Annotated in this window: 20 protein-coding genes; 7 read left to right on the plus strand and 13 right to left on the minus strand. The window is 61.6% G+C overall.

What is annotated here, in order from left to right; genetic code table 11:
- Nucleotide 1 precedes the first annotated feature (1 nt).
- Nucleotides 2-1,465, plus strand: coding sequence for an NADH-quinone oxidoreductase subunit NuoN (gene nuoN, locus JBE38_RS21760; RefSeq protein ID WP_060755672.1), 1,464 nt, complete (start codon nucleotides 2-4; stop codon nucleotides 1,463-1,465).
- Between the two features lie 386 nt (nucleotides 1,466-1,851).
- On the opposite strand, the gene JBE38_RS21765 is transcribed toward nuoN, so the two are convergent.
- Both JBE38_RS21765 and JBE38_RS21770 read right to left on the minus strand, forming a co-directional pair.
- Nucleotides 1,852-2,604, minus strand: a complete 753-nt coding sequence (locus JBE38_RS21765; protein WP_060755674.1) for an outer membrane beta-barrel protein — start codon at nucleotides 2,602-2,604, stop codon at nucleotides 1,852-1,854.
- A 123-nt stretch (nucleotides 2,605-2,727) separates the two neighbouring features.
- Entirely contained in the window at nucleotides 2,728-3,579 is an 852-nt protein-coding gene (locus JBE38_RS21770) for an arylamine N-acetyltransferase family protein (protein WP_205345102.1), read from the minus strand.
- Between the two features lie 120 nt (nucleotides 3,580-3,699).
- On the opposite strand from JBE38_RS21770, the gene JBE38_RS21775 reads away from it, so the two are divergent.
- Nucleotides 3,700-3,936 carry a DUF6555 family protein gene (locus JBE38_RS21775; protein WP_060755676.1) on the plus strand — a complete coding sequence of 79 codons (237 nt, stop codon included), beginning with the start codon at nucleotides 3,700-3,702 and terminating at the stop codon, nucleotides 3,934-3,936.
- A gap of 60 nt (nucleotides 3,937-3,996) precedes the next feature.
- Here the strand turns inward: JBE38_RS21775 and JBE38_RS21780 are convergent, their stop codons facing one another.
- Both JBE38_RS21780 and JBE38_RS21785 read right to left on the minus strand, forming a co-directional pair.
- Nucleotides 3,997-4,560 carry a carboxymuconolactone decarboxylase family protein gene (locus JBE38_RS21780; RefSeq protein ID WP_090370248.1) on the minus strand — a complete coding sequence of 188 codons (564 nt, stop codon included), beginning with the start codon at nucleotides 4,558-4,560 and terminating at the stop codon, nucleotides 3,997-3,999.
- A 12-nt stretch (nucleotides 4,561-4,572) separates the two neighbouring features.
- Nucleotides 4,573-5,901, minus strand: coding sequence for an aspartate aminotransferase family protein (locus tag JBE38_RS21785; protein WP_060755678.1), 1,329 nt, complete (start codon nucleotides 5,899-5,901; stop codon nucleotides 4,573-4,575).
- Between the two features lie 356 nt (nucleotides 5,902-6,257).
- Here JBE38_RS21785 and glnH point away from each other — a divergent pair, with 356 nt between their 5' ends.
- The 5 genes from glnH to JBE38_RS21810 are packed head-to-tail and all read left to right on the plus strand — an operon-like array spanning nucleotide 6,258 to nucleotide 10,387.
- Entirely contained in the window at nucleotides 6,258-7,001 is a 744-nt protein-coding gene (gene glnH / locus JBE38_RS21790; RefSeq protein WP_060755679.1) for a glutamine ABC transporter substrate-binding protein GlnH, read from the plus strand.
- A 30-nt stretch (nucleotides 7,002-7,031) separates the two neighbouring features.
- Complete coding sequence (gene glnP / locus JBE38_RS21795; protein WP_060755680.1) at nucleotides 7,032-7,688, plus strand: glutamine ABC transporter permease GlnP; 657 nt, start codon at nucleotides 7,032-7,034, stop codon at nucleotides 7,686-7,688.
- Complete coding sequence (gene glnQ / locus JBE38_RS21800; protein ID WP_060755681.1) at nucleotides 7,685-8,407, plus strand: glutamine ABC transporter ATP-binding protein GlnQ; 723 nt, start codon at nucleotides 7,685-7,687, stop codon at nucleotides 8,405-8,407. The genes glnP and glnQ overlap by 4 nt, the downstream gene beginning before the upstream one ends.
- 9 nt (nucleotides 8,408-8,416) lie before the next feature.
- A complete protein-coding gene (locus JBE38_RS21805; protein WP_090370242.1) occupies nucleotides 8,417-9,457 on the plus strand; it encodes a C45 family autoproteolytic acyltransferase/hydolase in 1,041 nt (346 codons plus the stop codon).
- Between the two features lie 24 nt (nucleotides 9,458-9,481).
- Complete coding sequence (locus JBE38_RS21810) at nucleotides 9,482-10,387, plus strand: MurR/RpiR family transcriptional regulator (RefSeq protein WP_090370240.1); 906 nt, start codon at nucleotides 9,482-9,484, stop codon at nucleotides 10,385-10,387.
- Between the two features lie 21 nt (nucleotides 10,388-10,408).
- Here the strand turns inward: JBE38_RS21810 and JBE38_RS21815 are convergent, their stop codons facing one another.
- The 9 genes from JBE38_RS21815 to JBE38_RS21855 all read right to left on the minus strand — a co-directional run bounded on the left by JBE38_RS21815 (nucleotide 10,409) and on the right by JBE38_RS21855 (nucleotide 16,636).
- On the minus strand, nucleotides 10,409-10,609 hold the full coding sequence (locus JBE38_RS21815) for a DUF6021 family protein (RefSeq protein ID WP_205345103.1): 201 nt from the start codon (nucleotides 10,607-10,609) through the stop codon (nucleotides 10,409-10,411).
- Between the two features lie 14 nt (nucleotides 10,610-10,623).
- A complete protein-coding gene (locus tag JBE38_RS21820) occupies nucleotides 10,624-10,800 on the minus strand; it encodes a hypothetical protein (RefSeq protein WP_162843525.1) in 177 nt (58 codons plus the stop codon).
- A 56-nt stretch (nucleotides 10,801-10,856) separates the two neighbouring features.
- The gene (locus JBE38_RS21825; protein WP_090370235.1) at nucleotides 10,857-11,978 is read right to left on the minus strand and encodes an MFS transporter; all 1,122 of its coding nucleotides are present in this window, start codon (nucleotides 11,976-11,978) and stop codon (nucleotides 10,857-10,859) included.
- A gap of 67 nt (nucleotides 11,979-12,045) precedes the next feature.
- The gene (locus JBE38_RS21830) at nucleotides 12,046-13,413 is read right to left on the minus strand and encodes an MFS transporter (protein WP_205345104.1); all 1,368 of its coding nucleotides are present in this window, start codon (nucleotides 13,411-13,413) and stop codon (nucleotides 12,046-12,048) included.
- 86 nt (nucleotides 13,414-13,499) lie between these two features.
- Nucleotides 13,500-13,952 carry an alpha/beta fold hydrolase gene (locus JBE38_RS21835; RefSeq protein WP_205345105.1) on the minus strand — a complete coding sequence of 151 codons (453 nt, stop codon included), beginning with the start codon at nucleotides 13,950-13,952 and terminating at the stop codon, nucleotides 13,500-13,502.
- Entirely contained in the window at nucleotides 13,945-14,694 is a 750-nt protein-coding gene (locus JBE38_RS21840; RefSeq protein ID WP_060755688.1) for an HvfC/BufC N-terminal domain-containing protein, read from the minus strand. The genes JBE38_RS21835 and JBE38_RS21840 overlap by 8 nt, the downstream gene beginning before the upstream one ends.
- Nucleotides 14,691-15,515 (minus strand): MNIO family bufferin maturase, encoded by an 825-nt coding sequence (gene bufB / locus JBE38_RS21845; RefSeq protein WP_205345106.1) that lies wholly within the window; start codon nucleotides 15,513-15,515, stop codon nucleotides 14,691-14,693. The genes JBE38_RS21840 and bufB overlap by 4 nt, the downstream gene beginning before the upstream one ends.
- A gap of 52 nt (nucleotides 15,516-15,567) precedes the next feature.
- Nucleotides 15,568-15,840, minus strand: a complete 273-nt coding sequence (gene bufA2 / locus JBE38_RS21850; RefSeq protein ID WP_060755690.1) for a BufA2 family periplasmic bufferin-type metallophore — start codon at nucleotides 15,838-15,840, stop codon at nucleotides 15,568-15,570.
- A 25-nt stretch (nucleotides 15,841-15,865) separates the two neighbouring features.
- Nucleotides 15,866-16,636, minus strand: a complete 771-nt coding sequence (locus tag JBE38_RS21855) for an alpha/beta fold hydrolase (RefSeq protein ID WP_205345107.1) — start codon at nucleotides 16,634-16,636, stop codon at nucleotides 15,866-15,868.
- Nucleotides 16,637-16,650 lie beyond the last annotated feature (14 nt).

Raw genomic sequence — 16,650 nt, forward strand, 5'->3', positions numbered from 1 at the left:
TATGGAATTCACGATCCAACACTTTATCGCGCTTGCGCCGCTGCTGATCACCAGCCTCACCATCGTGGTGGTGATGCTGGCGATCGCCTGGCGCCGCAATCACTCGCAAACGTTCCTGCTGTCCTGTGCCGGCCTGAACCTGGCCTTGCTGTCGATCATTCCGGCCCTCAAGGTCGCGCCACTGGCGGTGACCCCGCTGATGATGGTCGATGACTTCGCGCTGCTGTACATCGCGTTGATCCTCGTAGCCACCCTGGCGTGCGTCACCCTCGCCCATGCCTACATGGGCGAAGGCGGCACCGGCTACCCGGGCAACAAGGAAGAGCTGTACCTGCTGATCCTGCTGGCTGCGGCCGGTGGCATCGTGCTGGTCAGCGCACAGCACCTGGCCGGCTTGTTCATCGGCCTGGAACTGCTGTCGATCCCGACCTACGGCCTGGTGGCCTACGCCTTCTTCAACAAGCGCTCCCTGGAAGCCGGCATCAAGTACATGGTGCTGTCGGCCGCCGGTTCCGCGTTCCTGTTGTTCGGTATGGCCCTGCTCTACGCCGAAGCCGGCAACCTGAGCTTCACCGGCATCGGCCACGCCCTGGCCACCACCAGCATGCCTGCGCCGATTGCCCAACTGGGCCTGGCGATGATGCTGATCGGCCTGGCGTTCAAGCTGTCGTTGGTGCCCTTCCACCTGTGGACCCCGGACGTGTACGAAGGCGCCCCGGCGCCGGTGGCTGCGTTCCTGGCCACGGCGTCGAAGGTGGCCGTATTCGCGGTGATGGTGCGTCTGTTCCAGATCTCGCCTGCCGCCAACACCGGCGTGTTGAGCACCGTGCTGACCGTGATCGCCATCGCGTCGATCCTGTTCGGTAACCTGCTGGCCCTGACCCAGAACAACCTCAAGCGTCTGCTGGGTTACTCGTCCATCGCGCACTTCGGCTACCTGCTGATCGCCCTGGTGGCGAGCAAAGGCCTGGCCGTGGAAGCCATGGGTGTGTATCTGGTCACCTACGTGATCACCAGCCTCGGCGCGTTCGGTGTGATCACCCTGATGTCCTCGCCGTTCAAAGGCCGTGACGCTGATGCCCTGTACGAATACCGCGGCCTGTTCTGGCGCCGTCCGTACCTGACCGCCGTACTGACCGTGATGATGCTGTCCCTGGCGGGTATCCCGCTGACGGCCGGTTTCATCGGCAAGTTCTACATCGTGGCGACCGGTGTCGAGGCGCACGAATGGTGGCTGGTGGCATCCCTGGTGCTGGGTAGCGCCATTGGCGTGTTCTACTACCTGCGCGTGATGGTCACCCTGTACCTGATCGAGCCAAACCTGCGTCGTGTGGATGCCGAGCTGCACTGGGAACAGAAAGCCGGTGGCGTAATGCTGCTGGCCATCGCCCTGCTCGCGTTCTTCCTGGGCGTGTACCCACAACCGTTGCTCACCCTGGTGCAGCACGCGGTGTTGGGCGTTTGATCGCTTAGGCACATGCAGCCAACAGAACGGCGCCTTCGGGCGCCGTTTTGCATTCTTGCCATTGATTACATTTCCTGTGGCGAGGGAGCTTGCTCCCGTTGGGGCGCGAAGCGACCCCAGCACAGACACCGCGTTACCCCAGAGAAATCTCAGTGTCAGGTTTCAGGGCCGCTACGCAGCCCAACGGGAGCAAGCTCCCTCGCCACGACAAACGTGCTCGCCAGAAATGCAAACTCGCAGCGCTGGGTTGAACCCATACCCTTAACGTCTCCACCCTCCCCCATCACCACAAAACGCTCCACACAGATAAACGGCGCAAAAAAAACGCCCCGAATCACTTCGGGGCGTTTTTCATTCACGTCGACGTGTCTGGCTCAATCGCAGCCTTAAAACGCGATACCCACCTTGAAACCGTACTCATCACGCTTGAGCTTGGTGTTGTCGGCGGTAAAGGAGTCTTCGTCGAGCTTGTATTCGGTGCGGGTGTAGTACAAGCCCGCCATCACCGGCAGATTGCCATTTTGGTTCATCAGCAGGCTGACTTCGGCGTAGGGGTTGGTGCGATCCTTGAGGTCTACAGTGTCACTGCCCACGCCATCCACTTTGAGTTTGGCGCGGCCGTCGATGGTCTGACGGGCACCGGCTTCAACGCGCAGGGTCATGTCATCGAACTGGTGGTTGTAGCCCAGTGCCAGCTTGGCGAATGGCGATTTATTGGTGAGCTTGACGTCATAGCCGTTGGTGTCGGGCTCATAGCGGGTCCAGGTGTAGCCACCGCCCACAATCACGTCGACGAAGTTGCGCGCATCCAGCGCGGCGCGCCAGCCGAGGTCCAGGTCAGCCTGACCTTCCTTGAGCTTGTCGTCGCTTTTTTCGCCGTACTTGGCTTCGATACCGGCTTGATAGATGAAGCCGGATTCGGCAGTCAGCTTGTTGCCGAAGTTGTAGAACAGCCCGGCTTCAGGCATGTGGCTCTTGTCGCTTGCGCTGCCGCCTTCGAATTTGAAATCGTTATAGCTACCCAGGATACCGAAGGTGGAAATAGGGCCGGTAGGCGGTGCCGCGAACACCACGGCAGGTGCAGCGACCAGCGCCAGCAGGGAGGAACCCTTGAAGATTTTTCCGAATAGCTTGGACATCGTTTTACATCTCCTTGTGAGTGAGCAAATTATTCAGGAACCGCTTCGAACCTCGGCCGTTGGCAAAGGTTCGAATTAATTTGCATCGTTTTGGAGGTAAAACGGTTCAGCGATGGCTCTAGCTCAAGGCTCTGCAGTGTTGGCCATTATTAAGCCACTGAGCGCTTCGCGAAGCTTGGGATCGGTTGGCAGGTGAATACCAAAGGTCTCTTGCAGCAGTGCCAGCAGTTCATCCGCACTGTCGATCACGCACTTTTCGCTGGGCCCATCCAGGCTGTGCACCGCATAGTGGGCATTGGCCAAGGTATAACGCTTACCCGGCGCCAACCGTGCCGCTTTCAACTGGCCGAGGAACACCGAGTCAGGGTGTGTAGAGACGTACCAGTTGCCGATTTCGTAGTCGATGGCGGCCTGCACTTGCAGGTCGAACACATACAAACCGCGCCACTCCCCGGCGACCAGCACCCACAGGGTGTAACTGCCCTGCCCGTCGAAGGTCAGCCGATAAGGTTCGTGGGCCGTGGCCTGCTGCGCTTGGGTGTCCAGTTGCAACGGGCTGCTGGGCACCATGCCGCCAAAGCCGACATCCGTGATATAGCGCACGCTCTCCAGGGTCACCAGGCTCAAGCGGTGGGTGCGCGCCGTGTGCGCATCCGCCGGACCACCCAGCACCACGCGGCCGGTGATGCCCCGTGCGTCGAAGCCGAGTTCCTGCAACAGCGCCAGGAACATCTGGTTCAGCTCATAGCAATACCCGCCGCGCCCATCCAACAGGATTTTTTGCTCGACACTGGGCAAGTCGATGGGTACCGGCCTGTGCAACAAGGTCGACAAGCTCTCGAAGGCAAAGGTGCACACGTGGCGCAATTGCAGCGCTTGCAGGGTTTCAAGGGTCGGCGGTGGGGGCGAAGCGTAGCCCAGGCGTTGCAGATAAAGCTGGCTGTGAGTCAGGCGGCTGTCAGTGGGGTGGGACATGGCGCGATCCTTGAGCGCGTGGCGAAGGCATCACTATGCCGCGCCAGCCAACGGCTTGTCATTTTGAATGAACCTTTCTCGGCGCCAACCTATCCATCTATAACAAGACAGGGAGGCAACATGAGTACCGCGAAGATTTATACCATTCACTATCAACTGCACGGTCAACCGAAGTCGTTTGTAGTGCGTGCCGAAGTGATGAACAACGCTGAGGCATGGCACTGGGCAGCGGTTGATGCCGACGTTGCGCACGTCAGCCGCGTGGGGCGCGTGGGGCATGAACAGGTGAAGAAAACCACCCGGCCCAAGGCGGAAAAATTCGGGATTACCGAGGTAACGTGGACAGCCCCCAAGTGAAAGAACAAGCCCCACCATAAAGGTGGGGCTTTTTTATAGATCAGACACAGGACAGACTGTTCAGCGCTCGACAAATGGCAGTGGTGCATCCGTATCACGGCGCACCGCGAACACATTCAGCGTCATCGCCACCAGCGCGTAGTAGCCAAAAACACCGACAAGCTCAACCACGGCCGGCTCTCCGAAAGCCGCTATCGCCTGTGCATAGAGCGCGTCATCGATACGCCGGGTTTCATAAAGCGTCTTGCCGAGGCGATAGACCAACGCCTCGTCCTCACGGGTAAAGGGCGGCGCTGCCTGCTGCTGTAAAGCTTCGATGACCGCATCACTGACACCAGCTGAGCGCGCAATGGGCTCATGAATCTGCCACTCGGCCTGGGACTGCCACCAGGCTGCCGTAAACAGGATCGCCAACTCGGTAAGGCGCAGTTCCAGTTGCGTGCCATAACGACAAAAGGCCCCCAGCCGCTGTGCATGGTTCGCCAGTTGCGGGCTGTGGATCCAGGCCAGGAAAGGCCCATCCAGATTGCCACGCGGCCCTGCCAGGATCTCCTTGAGCACAGCGCGCTGGGCATCGCTCATCGACGCTTCGGTCAACTCGCTTAGACGCGATTGAATAGCCATTGCGCGCTCCCCTCAGCGGTTCTTCAACGTGGTCGTCACCGCAACCAGCAGTTTGTCGGCGATCTCATCAAGGTGATGATCCTCAAGAATGAACGGCGGTGCCAGAAGGATATGATCGCCCCGCTGCCCGTCGATGGTTCCGCCCATGGGGTAGCACATCAAGCCTTCAGCCATGGCCGCCTGCTTGAGTTTGGCGTGCAGCTTGAGAGCCGGGTCGAAAGGCGCCTTGCTGTTGCGGTCGGCGACCAGTTCGATGCCCTGGAACAGCCCACGGCCGCGGATATCACCAATGTGCGGATGCTCGGCGAAACGATCCAGCAAACGCTCACGCAGGCCCTCCCCCAAGCGGTTGACTTGGGCGAGCAACCCACGCGACTCGATGGCTTTCTGTACCGCCAGCGCGGCGGCGCAGGCGGTGGCGTGGCCGATATAGGTATGGCCGTGCTGAAAGAACCCAGAGCCCGAGGCGATCGCATCGCGGATTTTCCGGCTCACCAGCGTTGCGCCGATGGGCTGGTAACCGGCGCCCAGCCCTTTGGCGATGGTGATCAGATCCGCCGTGATGCCTTCCTGCTCTGCAGCAAACAAACTGCCGGTACGGCCCATGCCGCACATGACTTCATCCAGAATCAACAAGACGCCATGGCGGTCACACACGTCTCGGATACGTTTGAAATAGCCCGGCACCGCAGTCACCGCGCCCAGCGTCGCGCCGACCACAGGCTCGGCGACAAACGCCATGACGTTTTCAGCCCCCAGACGCAGGATTTCCGCTTCCAGTTCGCCAGCCAGGCGCACGCCCAGCGCTTCGGCGGATTCACCGTCCTGTTGCTGGCGATAGGCATAGCATGGGCTGACATGACTGACGTCAATCAGCAGCGGTTCAAACTGCCTGCGCCGCCATTCATTACCACCGGTCGCCAGCGCACCCAGGGTATTGCCGTGATAGCTCTGGCGCCGTGCGATCAGGTGCTTGCGCTGGGGCTGGCCGATCTCGATGAAGTATTGGCGAGCGAGTTTCAGCGCCGCCTCTATCGCTTCCGAACCGCCTGAAACGAAGTACACCGAATCGATGCCCGCCGGGGCTCGTGCCACCAGGAAATCAGCCAGTTCCTCCATCACCTGCGTGGTAAAGAAGGAGGTGTGGGCATAAGCCAACTGCCCCACCTGCCGACGCACCGCCTCGATCACGTCCGGGTCGCTGTGGCCCAGGCACGACACCGCAGCGCCACCACTGGCGTCCAGGTAACGACGTTGATTGGCGTCGATCAGGTAAGGCCCTTCGCCCTTGACTGCAATGGGGTAGCTTTGTGTAAGGCTGCGATGAAAGACGTGGCTCATGGATGCCGCTCCGGTTTTTTGCAAATAATAGATGCAGATTTTTTAAATGCAATTATTTTTTGCATAACCATTCAGTGCCTTACCGCTCAAATAAACCCGTAAAACCCAGACTTTTATGGCTTAAAACCATTTTTCGTGGCGCGCCAGCCACGCAAAATATAGTTGCACGCAAAATAAATGCATGTATATTTTGCTAAAAAGCAAATGTGTCGTGCGCCTCCTCTTTTGGGTGGCTAGCCGGGCCTATAACAAAAAAGTGGAGTGAATTCCTGTGGATCACTCAAAAAATTGACTGCCGCTATCCCCATCGCCCCAGGCTAGCCTCGGGCTTGTTTCCCCCTGAAGAGAAAATACCCATGAAGCACTTTCTGAAGGTCTCACTGGCGGCACTGGCACTGGTCACCACCTCAAGCAGCTTCGCTGCGAGCAAGGAACTGCTGGTCGCGACCGACACCGCGTTCGTACCGTTCGAGTTCAAGCAAGGCAACGAATACGTGGGCTTCGACATCGACCTGTGGGCCGCCATTGCCAAAGAAATGGGCGTCAGCTACCAGCTCAAGCCCATGGACTTCAACGGCATCATCCCTGCCCTGCAAACCCATAATGTCGACGTGGCGCTCGCCGGGATCACGATCAAGGAAGAGCGTAAGCAAGCCATCGACTTCTCCGATGGTTACTACAACAGCGGTTTCCTGTTGATGGTCAAAAGCGACAACAACACCATCAAAGGTGAAGCGGATATCGCCGGCAAGACCCTGGCGGTAAAAAGCGGTACCTCGGCAGCGGACTACGCCAAGGCCAACCTGAAAGCCAGCGAACTGCGCCAGTTCCCCAATATCGATAACGCCTACCTGGAACTGCGCACCGGCCGCGTCGATGCCGCCATGCACGACACGCCTAACGTCCTGTACTACATCAAGACGGCAGGCGAAGGCCAGGTGAAGGCCGTCGGCCAACAGATGCTCGCGCAGCAGTACGGCATCGGTTTCCCCAAAGGTAGCGAATTGCGCGAGCCGGTCAACGCGGCGCTGAAGAAGATTCGCGAGAACGGCACCTACGCGCAGATCTATCGCAAGTGGTTCGGCACCGATCCGCAATAACTCCCGTCCTTCCTCAATAGAGAATTCAGCATGCATTTCCAATGGAGCGCCATTTGGGATGCGCTGCCGGTCCTGCTCGACGGCGCCAAGCTGACCTTGTGGATTTCGATCCTGGGTCTGATCGGTGGTGCCGTCATCGGCGTAGGTGCGGGTTTTGCCCGTGCCTACGGTGGTTTTATCAGCAGCCGTGTTGCGCTTGTTTTCATCGAACTGATCCGTGGCACACCGATCATGGTGCAGGTCATGTTCATCTACTTTGCGCTACCGATGATGATTCCGGTGCGCATCGATCCATTCTCGGCTGCCGTCGTGACCATCATGTTCAACTCCGGCGCCTACATCGCCGAGATCACCCGCGGCGCGGTGTTGTCGATCAACCGAGGTTTCCGCGAAGCCGGGTTGGCGCTGGGCCTGTCCAGGCGCGATACGCTGCGCTATGTGATCGCCCCGCTGGCGTTCCGCCGGATGATCCCGGCGCTGGGCAACCAATGGATCGTCAGCATCAAGGACACGTCGCTGTTCATCGTGATCGGTGTCGCCGAATTGACCCGCCAGGGCCAGGAAGTGATCGCCGGCAATTTCCGCGCGATGGAAATCTGGTCTGCGGTCGCCGTTATCTATCTGATCATTACGTTGGTGCTGAGCTATGTACTGCGACGTATGGAATCGAGGCTGAAAATCCTATGATCGAGTTCAAAGGTGTGTCCAAGCACTTCGGCAGCACTCAGGTGCTGCACGACATCAACCTCAAGATCGCCAGCGGTGAAGTGGTCGTCATCATCGGACCGTCGGGCTCGGGTAAATCCACCCTGCTGCGCTGCATCAACAAACTCGAAGAGATCACCGACGGCCAACTGATCGTCGATGGCCTGGAGGTCAACGATCCCAAGGTCGATGAGCGTCTGATCCGCCAGGAAGCGGGCATGGTGTTCCAGCAGTTTCATCTGTTCCCTCAGATGACGGCGCTGCAGAACGTCGCCTTCGGCCCGGTACGGGTACGCGGCGCCAGCCGTACTGAGGCCGAGCAACTGGCCGCCGAGCTGCTGGCAAAAGTCGGTTTGGCCGAACGTGCCAATCACTTCCCCTCCGAGCTGTCCGGCGGCCAGCAGCAACGCGTCGCCATCGCACGGGCATTGGCGGTCAAGCCCAAGCTCATGCTGTTTGACGAACCGACATCCGCGCTGGATCCGGAATTGCGCCACGAAGTGCTGACCGTGATGAAATCGCTGGCCGATGAAGGCATGACCATGGTGATCGTCACCCACGAAGTGGATTTCGCACGCAAGGTTGCCACGCGCCTGATCTTCATCGACAAGGGCCGCATCGCAGAGGACGGCCCGCCCGCCGAACTCATCGCCAACCCGCCAAGCCCGCGCCTGCGCGAGTTTCTGCAACATGTATCGTGAGGAGATGCAATGACACTGCCCTCTATTCATCTTGATGGAAGTGCCTATTCGATCGGCCGCGGGCTGGGGGTTTTCGGCCGCGACGCGGTGGCTACGCACTTGCGTCCCCTTGCTCTCTGGCAATACCTGGCGGCGCAGGCACACACCCCGGCGGCCTGGCAGATGCGCCAGCGGGTGCAAGACGAGTTCCCGCGTTACTGGCAGGAACTCGAAGGGCTGGCCGACGGCTTGCAGTTGCCGGTGGATGAGGTGTTCATGTGGAATTGCCGAGGCGACTACGTGCACCCCCACAGCGTGGATGGCTGCACGACCGTATTCGGCCCCACCCAAGGCGGTACGCTGATCGCCCATAACGAAGACGGCTTCCCGCAACTCAGAGGCCATTGCGCACTGCTGCATGCCACGCCGGATGCCGGCCTGGCGTTCACCAGCTTTGTTTACCCCGGCTCACTGCCCGGGCATACACTGGCGGTGAATGAGCGCGGGCTGGTGGCGACCGTCAACAATATCCGGCCCTTGCATATCCCCTCCGGCATCCCACGCCAGATCCTGGGGCGCGCGACGCTGGACGCGAGTACCCTTGATGAGGCGATCTCGATCGTGACACGCACCGACCGCGCCGGCGCGTTTCACCACACGTTCGGCCAGGCGGGGAGCCTGCGGGTGGTCAGTGTGGAAGCGTGCGCAGGCGCGAGCCACGTGCGTGAAGTCCAGGCGCCGGTCGGGCATTCCAACCATCTGGTTGCGCCAGCATTGAGCCAGGTGGCACAGCGCATTACCGACAGCTCCGGCGCCAGGCAACGCTGTATCAATATGCACCTGCTGCAATGGCCTGGCGCATTGCACGCGGAGGTTGCGCTGACGCTGCTGCGTGACACCTCCGGTGGGCATCTGCCGGTGTACCGCAGTGCGGCGGATGATCCGGACGATGAGAACACCTTGGCAACCGGCGTTTTTCGGATCAGCGCCAACACTGTAGAGTGGCGCATTTATACGCAGCCTGACACCGACCAAGCCGCTGCCGAAGGCGTGGTTCACCTGGGTGCGTAGCCACTCATTGACATGGACCCTGTGATGAATAAAGCCCTGACAGCCCTTCCCGACACGCTGGACGGCCTCAAGCAATTGCTCGCGGCTATCGAACGGCGCGACGTCGATATCGCGCTGGGCAGCAGTTCCAGGCGGGTGTTGATGGCGCTGATCGAGTCACCGCAACGCACGGCGGTGTCCTCGATCAGTGAGCTGGCGGAGCAACTGGACGTCAATGCCTCGACACTCTCGAGGCTGGCGCAACGCCTGGGCTACGGCGGCTTCAGCAAGTTGCAGGATGTGTTTCGGCGGGAAATTACCGAGGGCAAGCACTTCTACAGCGACCAGGCCTCACGGCTGGTGGTCAATCATGAAGACAAGGACATCCTCAACCAACTGACCCGCCTGGGCCGCCAGGAAAGCGCCAACATCGCCAGCATGATCGAACAGGTCGATCCCGAGGTGTTCGTACAGACCGTAGAACTGCTGGCCGAGGCGCGCCGAGTGCGGATTCATGGCATGCGGCAGTTCAATTCACTGGCGCTGTTCATGTCGTATGGCCTGGGCATGCTGCGCCCGGATGTGTCGGCCCTCGACTCCAGCCGACAAGGCGTGGCGGATGCGCTGGCACAGCTGGACATGGGGGACGTGTTGGTGGTTGCCAGTTGCTTCCCCTACACCCCCAGTGTGCTGGCCACCGCCGAGATTGCAGCGCGCCATGGGATCAAAGTCATTGCGTTGACCGACTCCTCCAGCTCGCCACTGGCCAAAGTGGCGCTGCACAGCTTCTATGTGCCCAATCACAGCCTGTTTTTCAGTAACAGCATGTGCGCCTTCATGTTGCTCGCCCAGGGCTTGTTGAGCGCGGTGGCAAGCAAGCTCGGCGATCGGTCGATCTCGGCGTTGAAGTACCGCGAGACACTGATCGATGAACTTAACGCCTCGCTGTGAGAACCGCGCTCAACTTCCTGTTCAAGGCTTCAGGTCGCCCAACGGGTCATAGAGCGGCTTGTTTTCATCCTGGTCTTTCTTGTCCTTATCCAACGGGGCGATAGCCGGACCGACAGGGTCCACCTGCGGGTCCGCCACGTCCGGCGAATCCGGGTCAAACCCCAACTCATCCTTGCCGCTGGCGTGCTCGCTCGAACGCGGGCCTTTGGGCGTGTCATTCACGGCAATCTCCTTGCTCAGAGCGGGCGGGCTTTGTCGTGGAGGTTGTCGAGGTCGTGCTCGACCCGTTCCACATCGTTGTCCTGACGCTCCGCCGGGTCGTTGGGACGCAACGCATCGTTGTCGCGCTCCTCTTCACCGGGTGTGCGGTCAGGGTTCGGGGTGCCGGGCGGCGGCTGTTTGTATTCGGGCATGATGGTTCACCTCAAAGGGTCTACACAGGGTTAGAGAAACCGCCGTGCGCCATCGTTCAACTTTTTGCCCGCCAGCAGAACACCGCGCTCAGCGCAATCGCCGCGCCGGCCAGGCCGAACACCCAGGGCGCCGCAGCTACCGGCAGCAACAGGCCCGCCAGCAACGGCCCCAGGCCCGCGCCGATATCCCGCCATACCGCGTTGGAAGCCAGTGCCGACACGCGCATCGAGCCCGGGTTGCGCTCCGCGACCAGGGTGGTCACCAATGGCAGTTGCAGTGCGCGCAGCACCAGCACCGCCGCCGCGCCGATGACCACCCAGTAACTGCCGAACGCCGCCAGGGCCAAGGCGCTCAGGAACGAAAACAGCAGCAACATCGAAGTGGCCCCGAAGCGTTGCGCCGCACGACCGCCGAGCGGGCTGAGGAGCATCTCCGAGGCATACCGCAGGGCCATCAGGCCACCGGCGATCAGCACTGCATCGCCCCCCAGCAGCTTCTGCGCCTGGATCGACAGGCCAAAGATAAAGAGTCCGTCCAGCGCCACGCCTTCGATAAATGACCAGGTCGCCACGCTGTCGGGCCATTTGAAACGGCGCCCCGCACTGTGCAAGTCATGGCCGACCCTGGGCAGGCCGTGCGCCGCCCACACCCCCAACAAGCAGCTGCCGGCCAGAATCAGAAAGATCGGCCGTGGCCCGGCCCATAAGGTCAGCCAGCCGCCCAGGGGCAAGGCCAGCATTGGCCCGAGCGCAATCATCGCCCGCGAGCGCCCGGCCCGGCGTGCCGCGCCGGCAGGCTCCGAAGTCGCCAGCACCTGGGTGGAGAGGTTCAACGCGGCAAAGCACAGGCCCCAGATCAGCCGCAACCCCAGCAACGCAGCGAACCCTGAGAGCATCGAGTTGCCCACGGCGCAGACGGTCGCCGCCCCCGCCGCGATCATGCAGGTCAACCGGTCGCCATGGCGCGCGTAGAAGTTCAGCACATGGCGATAGCCGAAAATCCGCACCAGCCGGTTAGCCGCCAGCAGCACGCCGGCCTGGGCCAGGGTGATGCCAAAGGCCTGGGACTCCATAGGCAGCAGCAGGTAGAGCAGTACATCGCTGGGCAGGCATAACGCGAGGGTCAGCGCGGCGCGGCGGGAAGACACATCAGCAGTGCGTTGAGCCTGGACCGACATAATGCTGAAACATTCCGAAATATTCAGGTCGCCACGGTAGCCTTCCCGACCGGCGTTTTACAACGATTTATCCGACCTTTTTGTCATAGGGCAACAGACGCAAGCCACTGGCCACGGCGCCGACCAAGGCAAACGCGCAACCCAGCCATAGCGCGTACTCAGGACCACTGCCCACAGACAGATGGAAACAGAACGCCACCAGCGACGCCCCCAGCGTCTGCCCCAATAAGCGCGAGATCGCCACGATGCCGCTGGCGCCGCCGCTGCGGGCCAAGGGGGCGCTGGTCATGATCGCCTTGAGGTTGGGCGACTGGAAAAAGCCGAACCCGGCACCACACAACGCCATGCGCCAGCCAATCTCAAAGGCCGATGCGCCGCTGCCCAGCGTGGCCAACGTCGCCATGCCCACACTGAGCATCAACAGCCCGATGCCGCACAACAGCGCCAGCGACACTCGATCCGCGAGGCGCCCCGCCACCAGCGCCATCACCGCGACGACCGCCGGCCACGGCGTCATCAAAAACCCGGTTTCCACCTGGCTATGCCCCAGCACCGCTTGCAACAGGAACGGCAGCGACACAAAGGCCAGCCCCTGGGCACTGAACGCACAGATGGCCGTGAGGGACGACAGGGCAAACACCGGGCGCTTGAACAGGTCCACCGCCAGCATCGGAGCCGGGTGTCCGACCTCGCGGCGCAGCAGCCAGGCACCGCAACCCAGCGCCAAGGCCAGCAGGCCCAGGGTCAATGCGCCCTGGGCGCCGTGCACGGCGGTGCCCAGCCCCAGCACCAGCAAGGCGAACAGACCGGCACACAACAGCGCGGCAAGACGGTCGAAGGCATGCCCGGTCAACGGCAGTACCGGCAGCGCGCGCAACCCCAGGCCCAGTGCCAACAGCCCCAGGGGTACGTTGATCAGGTACAGCCAATGCCAGGTCGCCACCGACAGAATCGCCGACGCAGCGGTCGGCCCGAGGGTAAATGCCAACCCCACCACCAGCGAGTTGTAGCCCAGCCCGCGCCCAAGCATTTTTGACGGGTAGATATGCCGCAGCAACGCGGTATTCACGCTCATCAGTGCCGCCGCGCCGAGCCCTTGCGCCACGCGTGCGGCGGTCAGGGTCAATAGCGAACCGGCCAGCCCACACAACAGCGACGAGACAATGAACAGCAACAAGCCGCCCAGATAGACCCGCCGGTGCCCGAGCACATCGCTCAATGATGCAAAGGGCAGCACCGTGGCGATGATCGCCAACTGGTAAGCGTTGACCACCCAGATCACCGAGGCCGAATCGGTGCCGATCCCCTCGGCCAGCGTCGGCAACGCGGTGTTGACGATGGCCGTGTCGAGGGTCGCCATGCCGATCCCCAGCGACAGGGCAATCACCGCCGGCCAGCGTTTATGGGCGGGCAACCCATCGGCAACAGAAGACATGAACACTCCCCGCAGGTGACAAAGGCCTCTAGGTTACGGGCAGCGGGGATTTTTTTCAGTGGCCGATCACCTGGCTGTCAATATTTTCATGTTCGCCAGTGTCCGGTCTTCGCCATCAGCCCCACCGCCTCGGCAAAACCGGGCTGGGGCGCGGTGTTCGAGGTGACCAGCCCGACGCAGCGACTCGGCTTCAATAGCGCAGCATGCGAAGCCACCCGTGCCCCCAATTCCACACCCGCCAGTACCGCCTCGGGGATATGCAGTGCATTCATCAGTTCCAGCACATCCTGGCCAAGCGCTGCGTCGCGCGCATCGCGCAAGTACGGCACAATCACCCGAAACCCTTGGGCGGCCAGAGCGGGTATCACTGCGGCAAAGGCATTGGTATCGGCTGCCAGCAGGATGATCGCACGGCCCTCCTCCGGCCCGGCCTGTTCATAGCGAATGTCCTGCTCATCGGTGCTGACCTGTTGCACGGCAAACGCCGGCGCGGACAGGGTGACTGCCGCCAGCAGCAGAAAATCACGACGATCAAACATGGCCCACCTCCACAATCAACTCACTGCCCAGCCACCCGGCCAGGTACTCACCGGCCTGCATCACACCGGCCTCTTCCCCCAGGCGCTCGACCAGGCACTCACATAACCCGGCAAAACTGCCGTCGCCCTGCACCTGCAACAATGCGTGCAGTTCCAGCGCATCCACCTGGCGCAGGCGCGAGGTGAACTGCCGCCGCCACACCAGCACACCACCCGGGACATCAAGCATGACCGCTTCGGGGGCCGCGGCCTCTTGCCACAAGGCTGACCAGATCGCCTCGGCATTGGTGGTCAAGGCATGGCAACGCAGCGACGGCGTCAACCGCAGGTGGGCCGTGTCCCAGTCCACCCCGGCCAGCGCCTCCAACGGCACGGGTTGAGCATCGGCGGCCACAAAGGCTTCGCTCAGGGCCGACTCGATCCAGGCCAGTTCGTGCACATCGGGATTGTGGGCAAACGTGCTTTTCAAGCTGTGATAGAAGCCCTCGGGGTAGGCATCCAGGGTCCAGGCGTGGGGTGGCTGCTGGTCGATGTAAGTCATGCTGGCCGCCAGGAACGCCGTCTCACCCAGCCAACGGCGCAGGTTGGGAAACGCCTGCTCCAGGCACCCCACCAACTGGGCACGGTAGTTGTTCTGGTACACCGCAAGACCGGCGTGGTGATTGCCCAGCCGTTGAGCGGACTCATCCGACGCGCTCACCAGCCAGGTCCGAAAGGTTTGCTGCCACTCGGCCAGGTTCATGGCTGCGCTCCCAGCGTGCGGGCCATCGACAACTCCCGCAGCAACTCGGCCAATGGCGGAATCTCATCGTCACGTTCGATCATGGTCGCCACCGGGCCCAGTTTGGCCATGGCCTTGGCATACAGCGCCCACACCTCGTCACACACCGGGCTGTCATGGCTGTCGATCAACAATTCGCGGCCCTGGCTATGCCCGGCCAAGTGCACCTGGCGTACCCGTTCGGCGGGGATGCCGTCGAGGAACGCGTCGGCATCGAAGCCGTGGTTGCTGGCGCTGACAAACACATTGTTGATGTCCAGCAGCAACTCACAGCCCGTGCGCTTGGTCATGGCGTCGATAAATGCCCACTCGCTCATGACGGCGCCATCAAAGGCCAGGTAACTCGACGGGTTTTCGAACAGCAGCGTGCGACCCAACGCCTCCTGGGCCTGATCGATATTGGCGCACACCCGGTCCAGTGCCTCTTCGGTGTAGGGCACCGGCAATAAATCGTGGGCATTGAAGTGACCGCTGCGTGACCAGCTCAGATGGTCGGAGACAAACAGCGGCTCGATCTCATCGACCAGCGACTTGAGGCGCCGCAGGTAGTGGGCGTCGAGCCCCTCGGCGGTGCCGATCGACATCGACACCCCGTGCAGCGCCACCGGGTGCCGCTCGCGAACCTGGCGCAAAATGTGCCGGGGCTGGCCGCCCGCGACCATAAAGTTTTCGGAGATCACTTCGACAAAGTCCACGGGGACCGAGGTTTCCAGAAAGTCGCAGTAATGCTCCTTGCGCAGCCCCAGGCCGTAGCCGGAAAAGTGAGGATTAGGTGTCGGCATGGCGGATCCCCGCAAAAAAAGTGGCGAGCCCGCGCAGGGCTCGCCGGGTGGATTACTTCGGTTCAGTCAAGGTGCCGCCGGCCTTGAGGCATTCAGACGGCGTCTTGACGATCACGCCTTCGCCTTTGCAGCTGTTGAGGCCTTTGCAGTCGTTCTTGGCGGTTGCGCACAGGCTGGTGCCCTTGCAGGTGTTGACGCCGTAGCAGCGGCCGGGCTTTTCCTGCGCGTCGGCGGCGCTGGCGGCAGTGGCGAATGAAGCCGAGGCCATGGCGATCAGTGCGGCGGCGGCAGCCAGGCTCAAGCGGGATTTGAGTGCAGTGTTCATGGGTGTTTCTCCAGGGTGTCGTGGGTTATTGGATAACGGATGCAGCGTCTTCGATGACCTTCGCCACAGCCTCGGGCTGGGAGATGTACACCGCGTGGCTGGCTTTGATTTCGGTGACCTTGGAACCGGCGCGCTGGTACATCCAACGTTGCAGGTCGGGGCTCAGGGCGCGGTCTTCGGTGGACACCACCGCGTAGGTCGGCTTCTTGTGCCAAGCCGCAGCCCACACCGTGCCGCCAAACAGTGCGGTGGTGGCCGGCACTTGGGAGGCGGCCATGAAATCAGTGCGGTTGGTGCTCAGGTCGGCGGCAAAGTCCGCGTTGAACTTGGCGCGGTCAAAGAACAGATGACCGTCGCGCTTCTGTTGGATGTCATCGCTGGGCGCCGGCATGGAGCCGATCAACTGGGCCATGTTCTCGCCCACCTCCGGCTGCAAAGCCGAGACGTAGACCAGTGCCTTGACCTTGTCGCGGTCACCGGCAATCGAGATCACGCCACCCCCGGAACTGTGGCCCACCAGCACCACCGGGCCGACCTGTTGCTCCAGCACTTCACGGGCTTCGGCCACATCGGCTGCGAGGTTTTCGTGGCCCTGATGCACCACCGTGACCTTGTAGCCCTTATGAATCAGGATGTCGTGCACCACCCGCCAACCGGAACCGTCAACAAATGATCCGGGCACGATCACCACGTTCTTACCGGTGCCGGGCTGTGGAGGCTGTGGGGCCTGCGCCGCCTGGGCCAGCATGGGAACGGTCAAGGCCATGGCAATGGCCAGAGAAGAAAGCATACGCATGGGAAAGCTCCATT

Source organism: Pseudomonas sp. ICBG1301 (genome assembly GCF_016918385.1).
GTDB classification, from domain to species: Bacteria; Pseudomonadota; Gammaproteobacteria; order Pseudomonadales; family Pseudomonadaceae; genus Aquipseudomonas; species Aquipseudomonas palleroniana.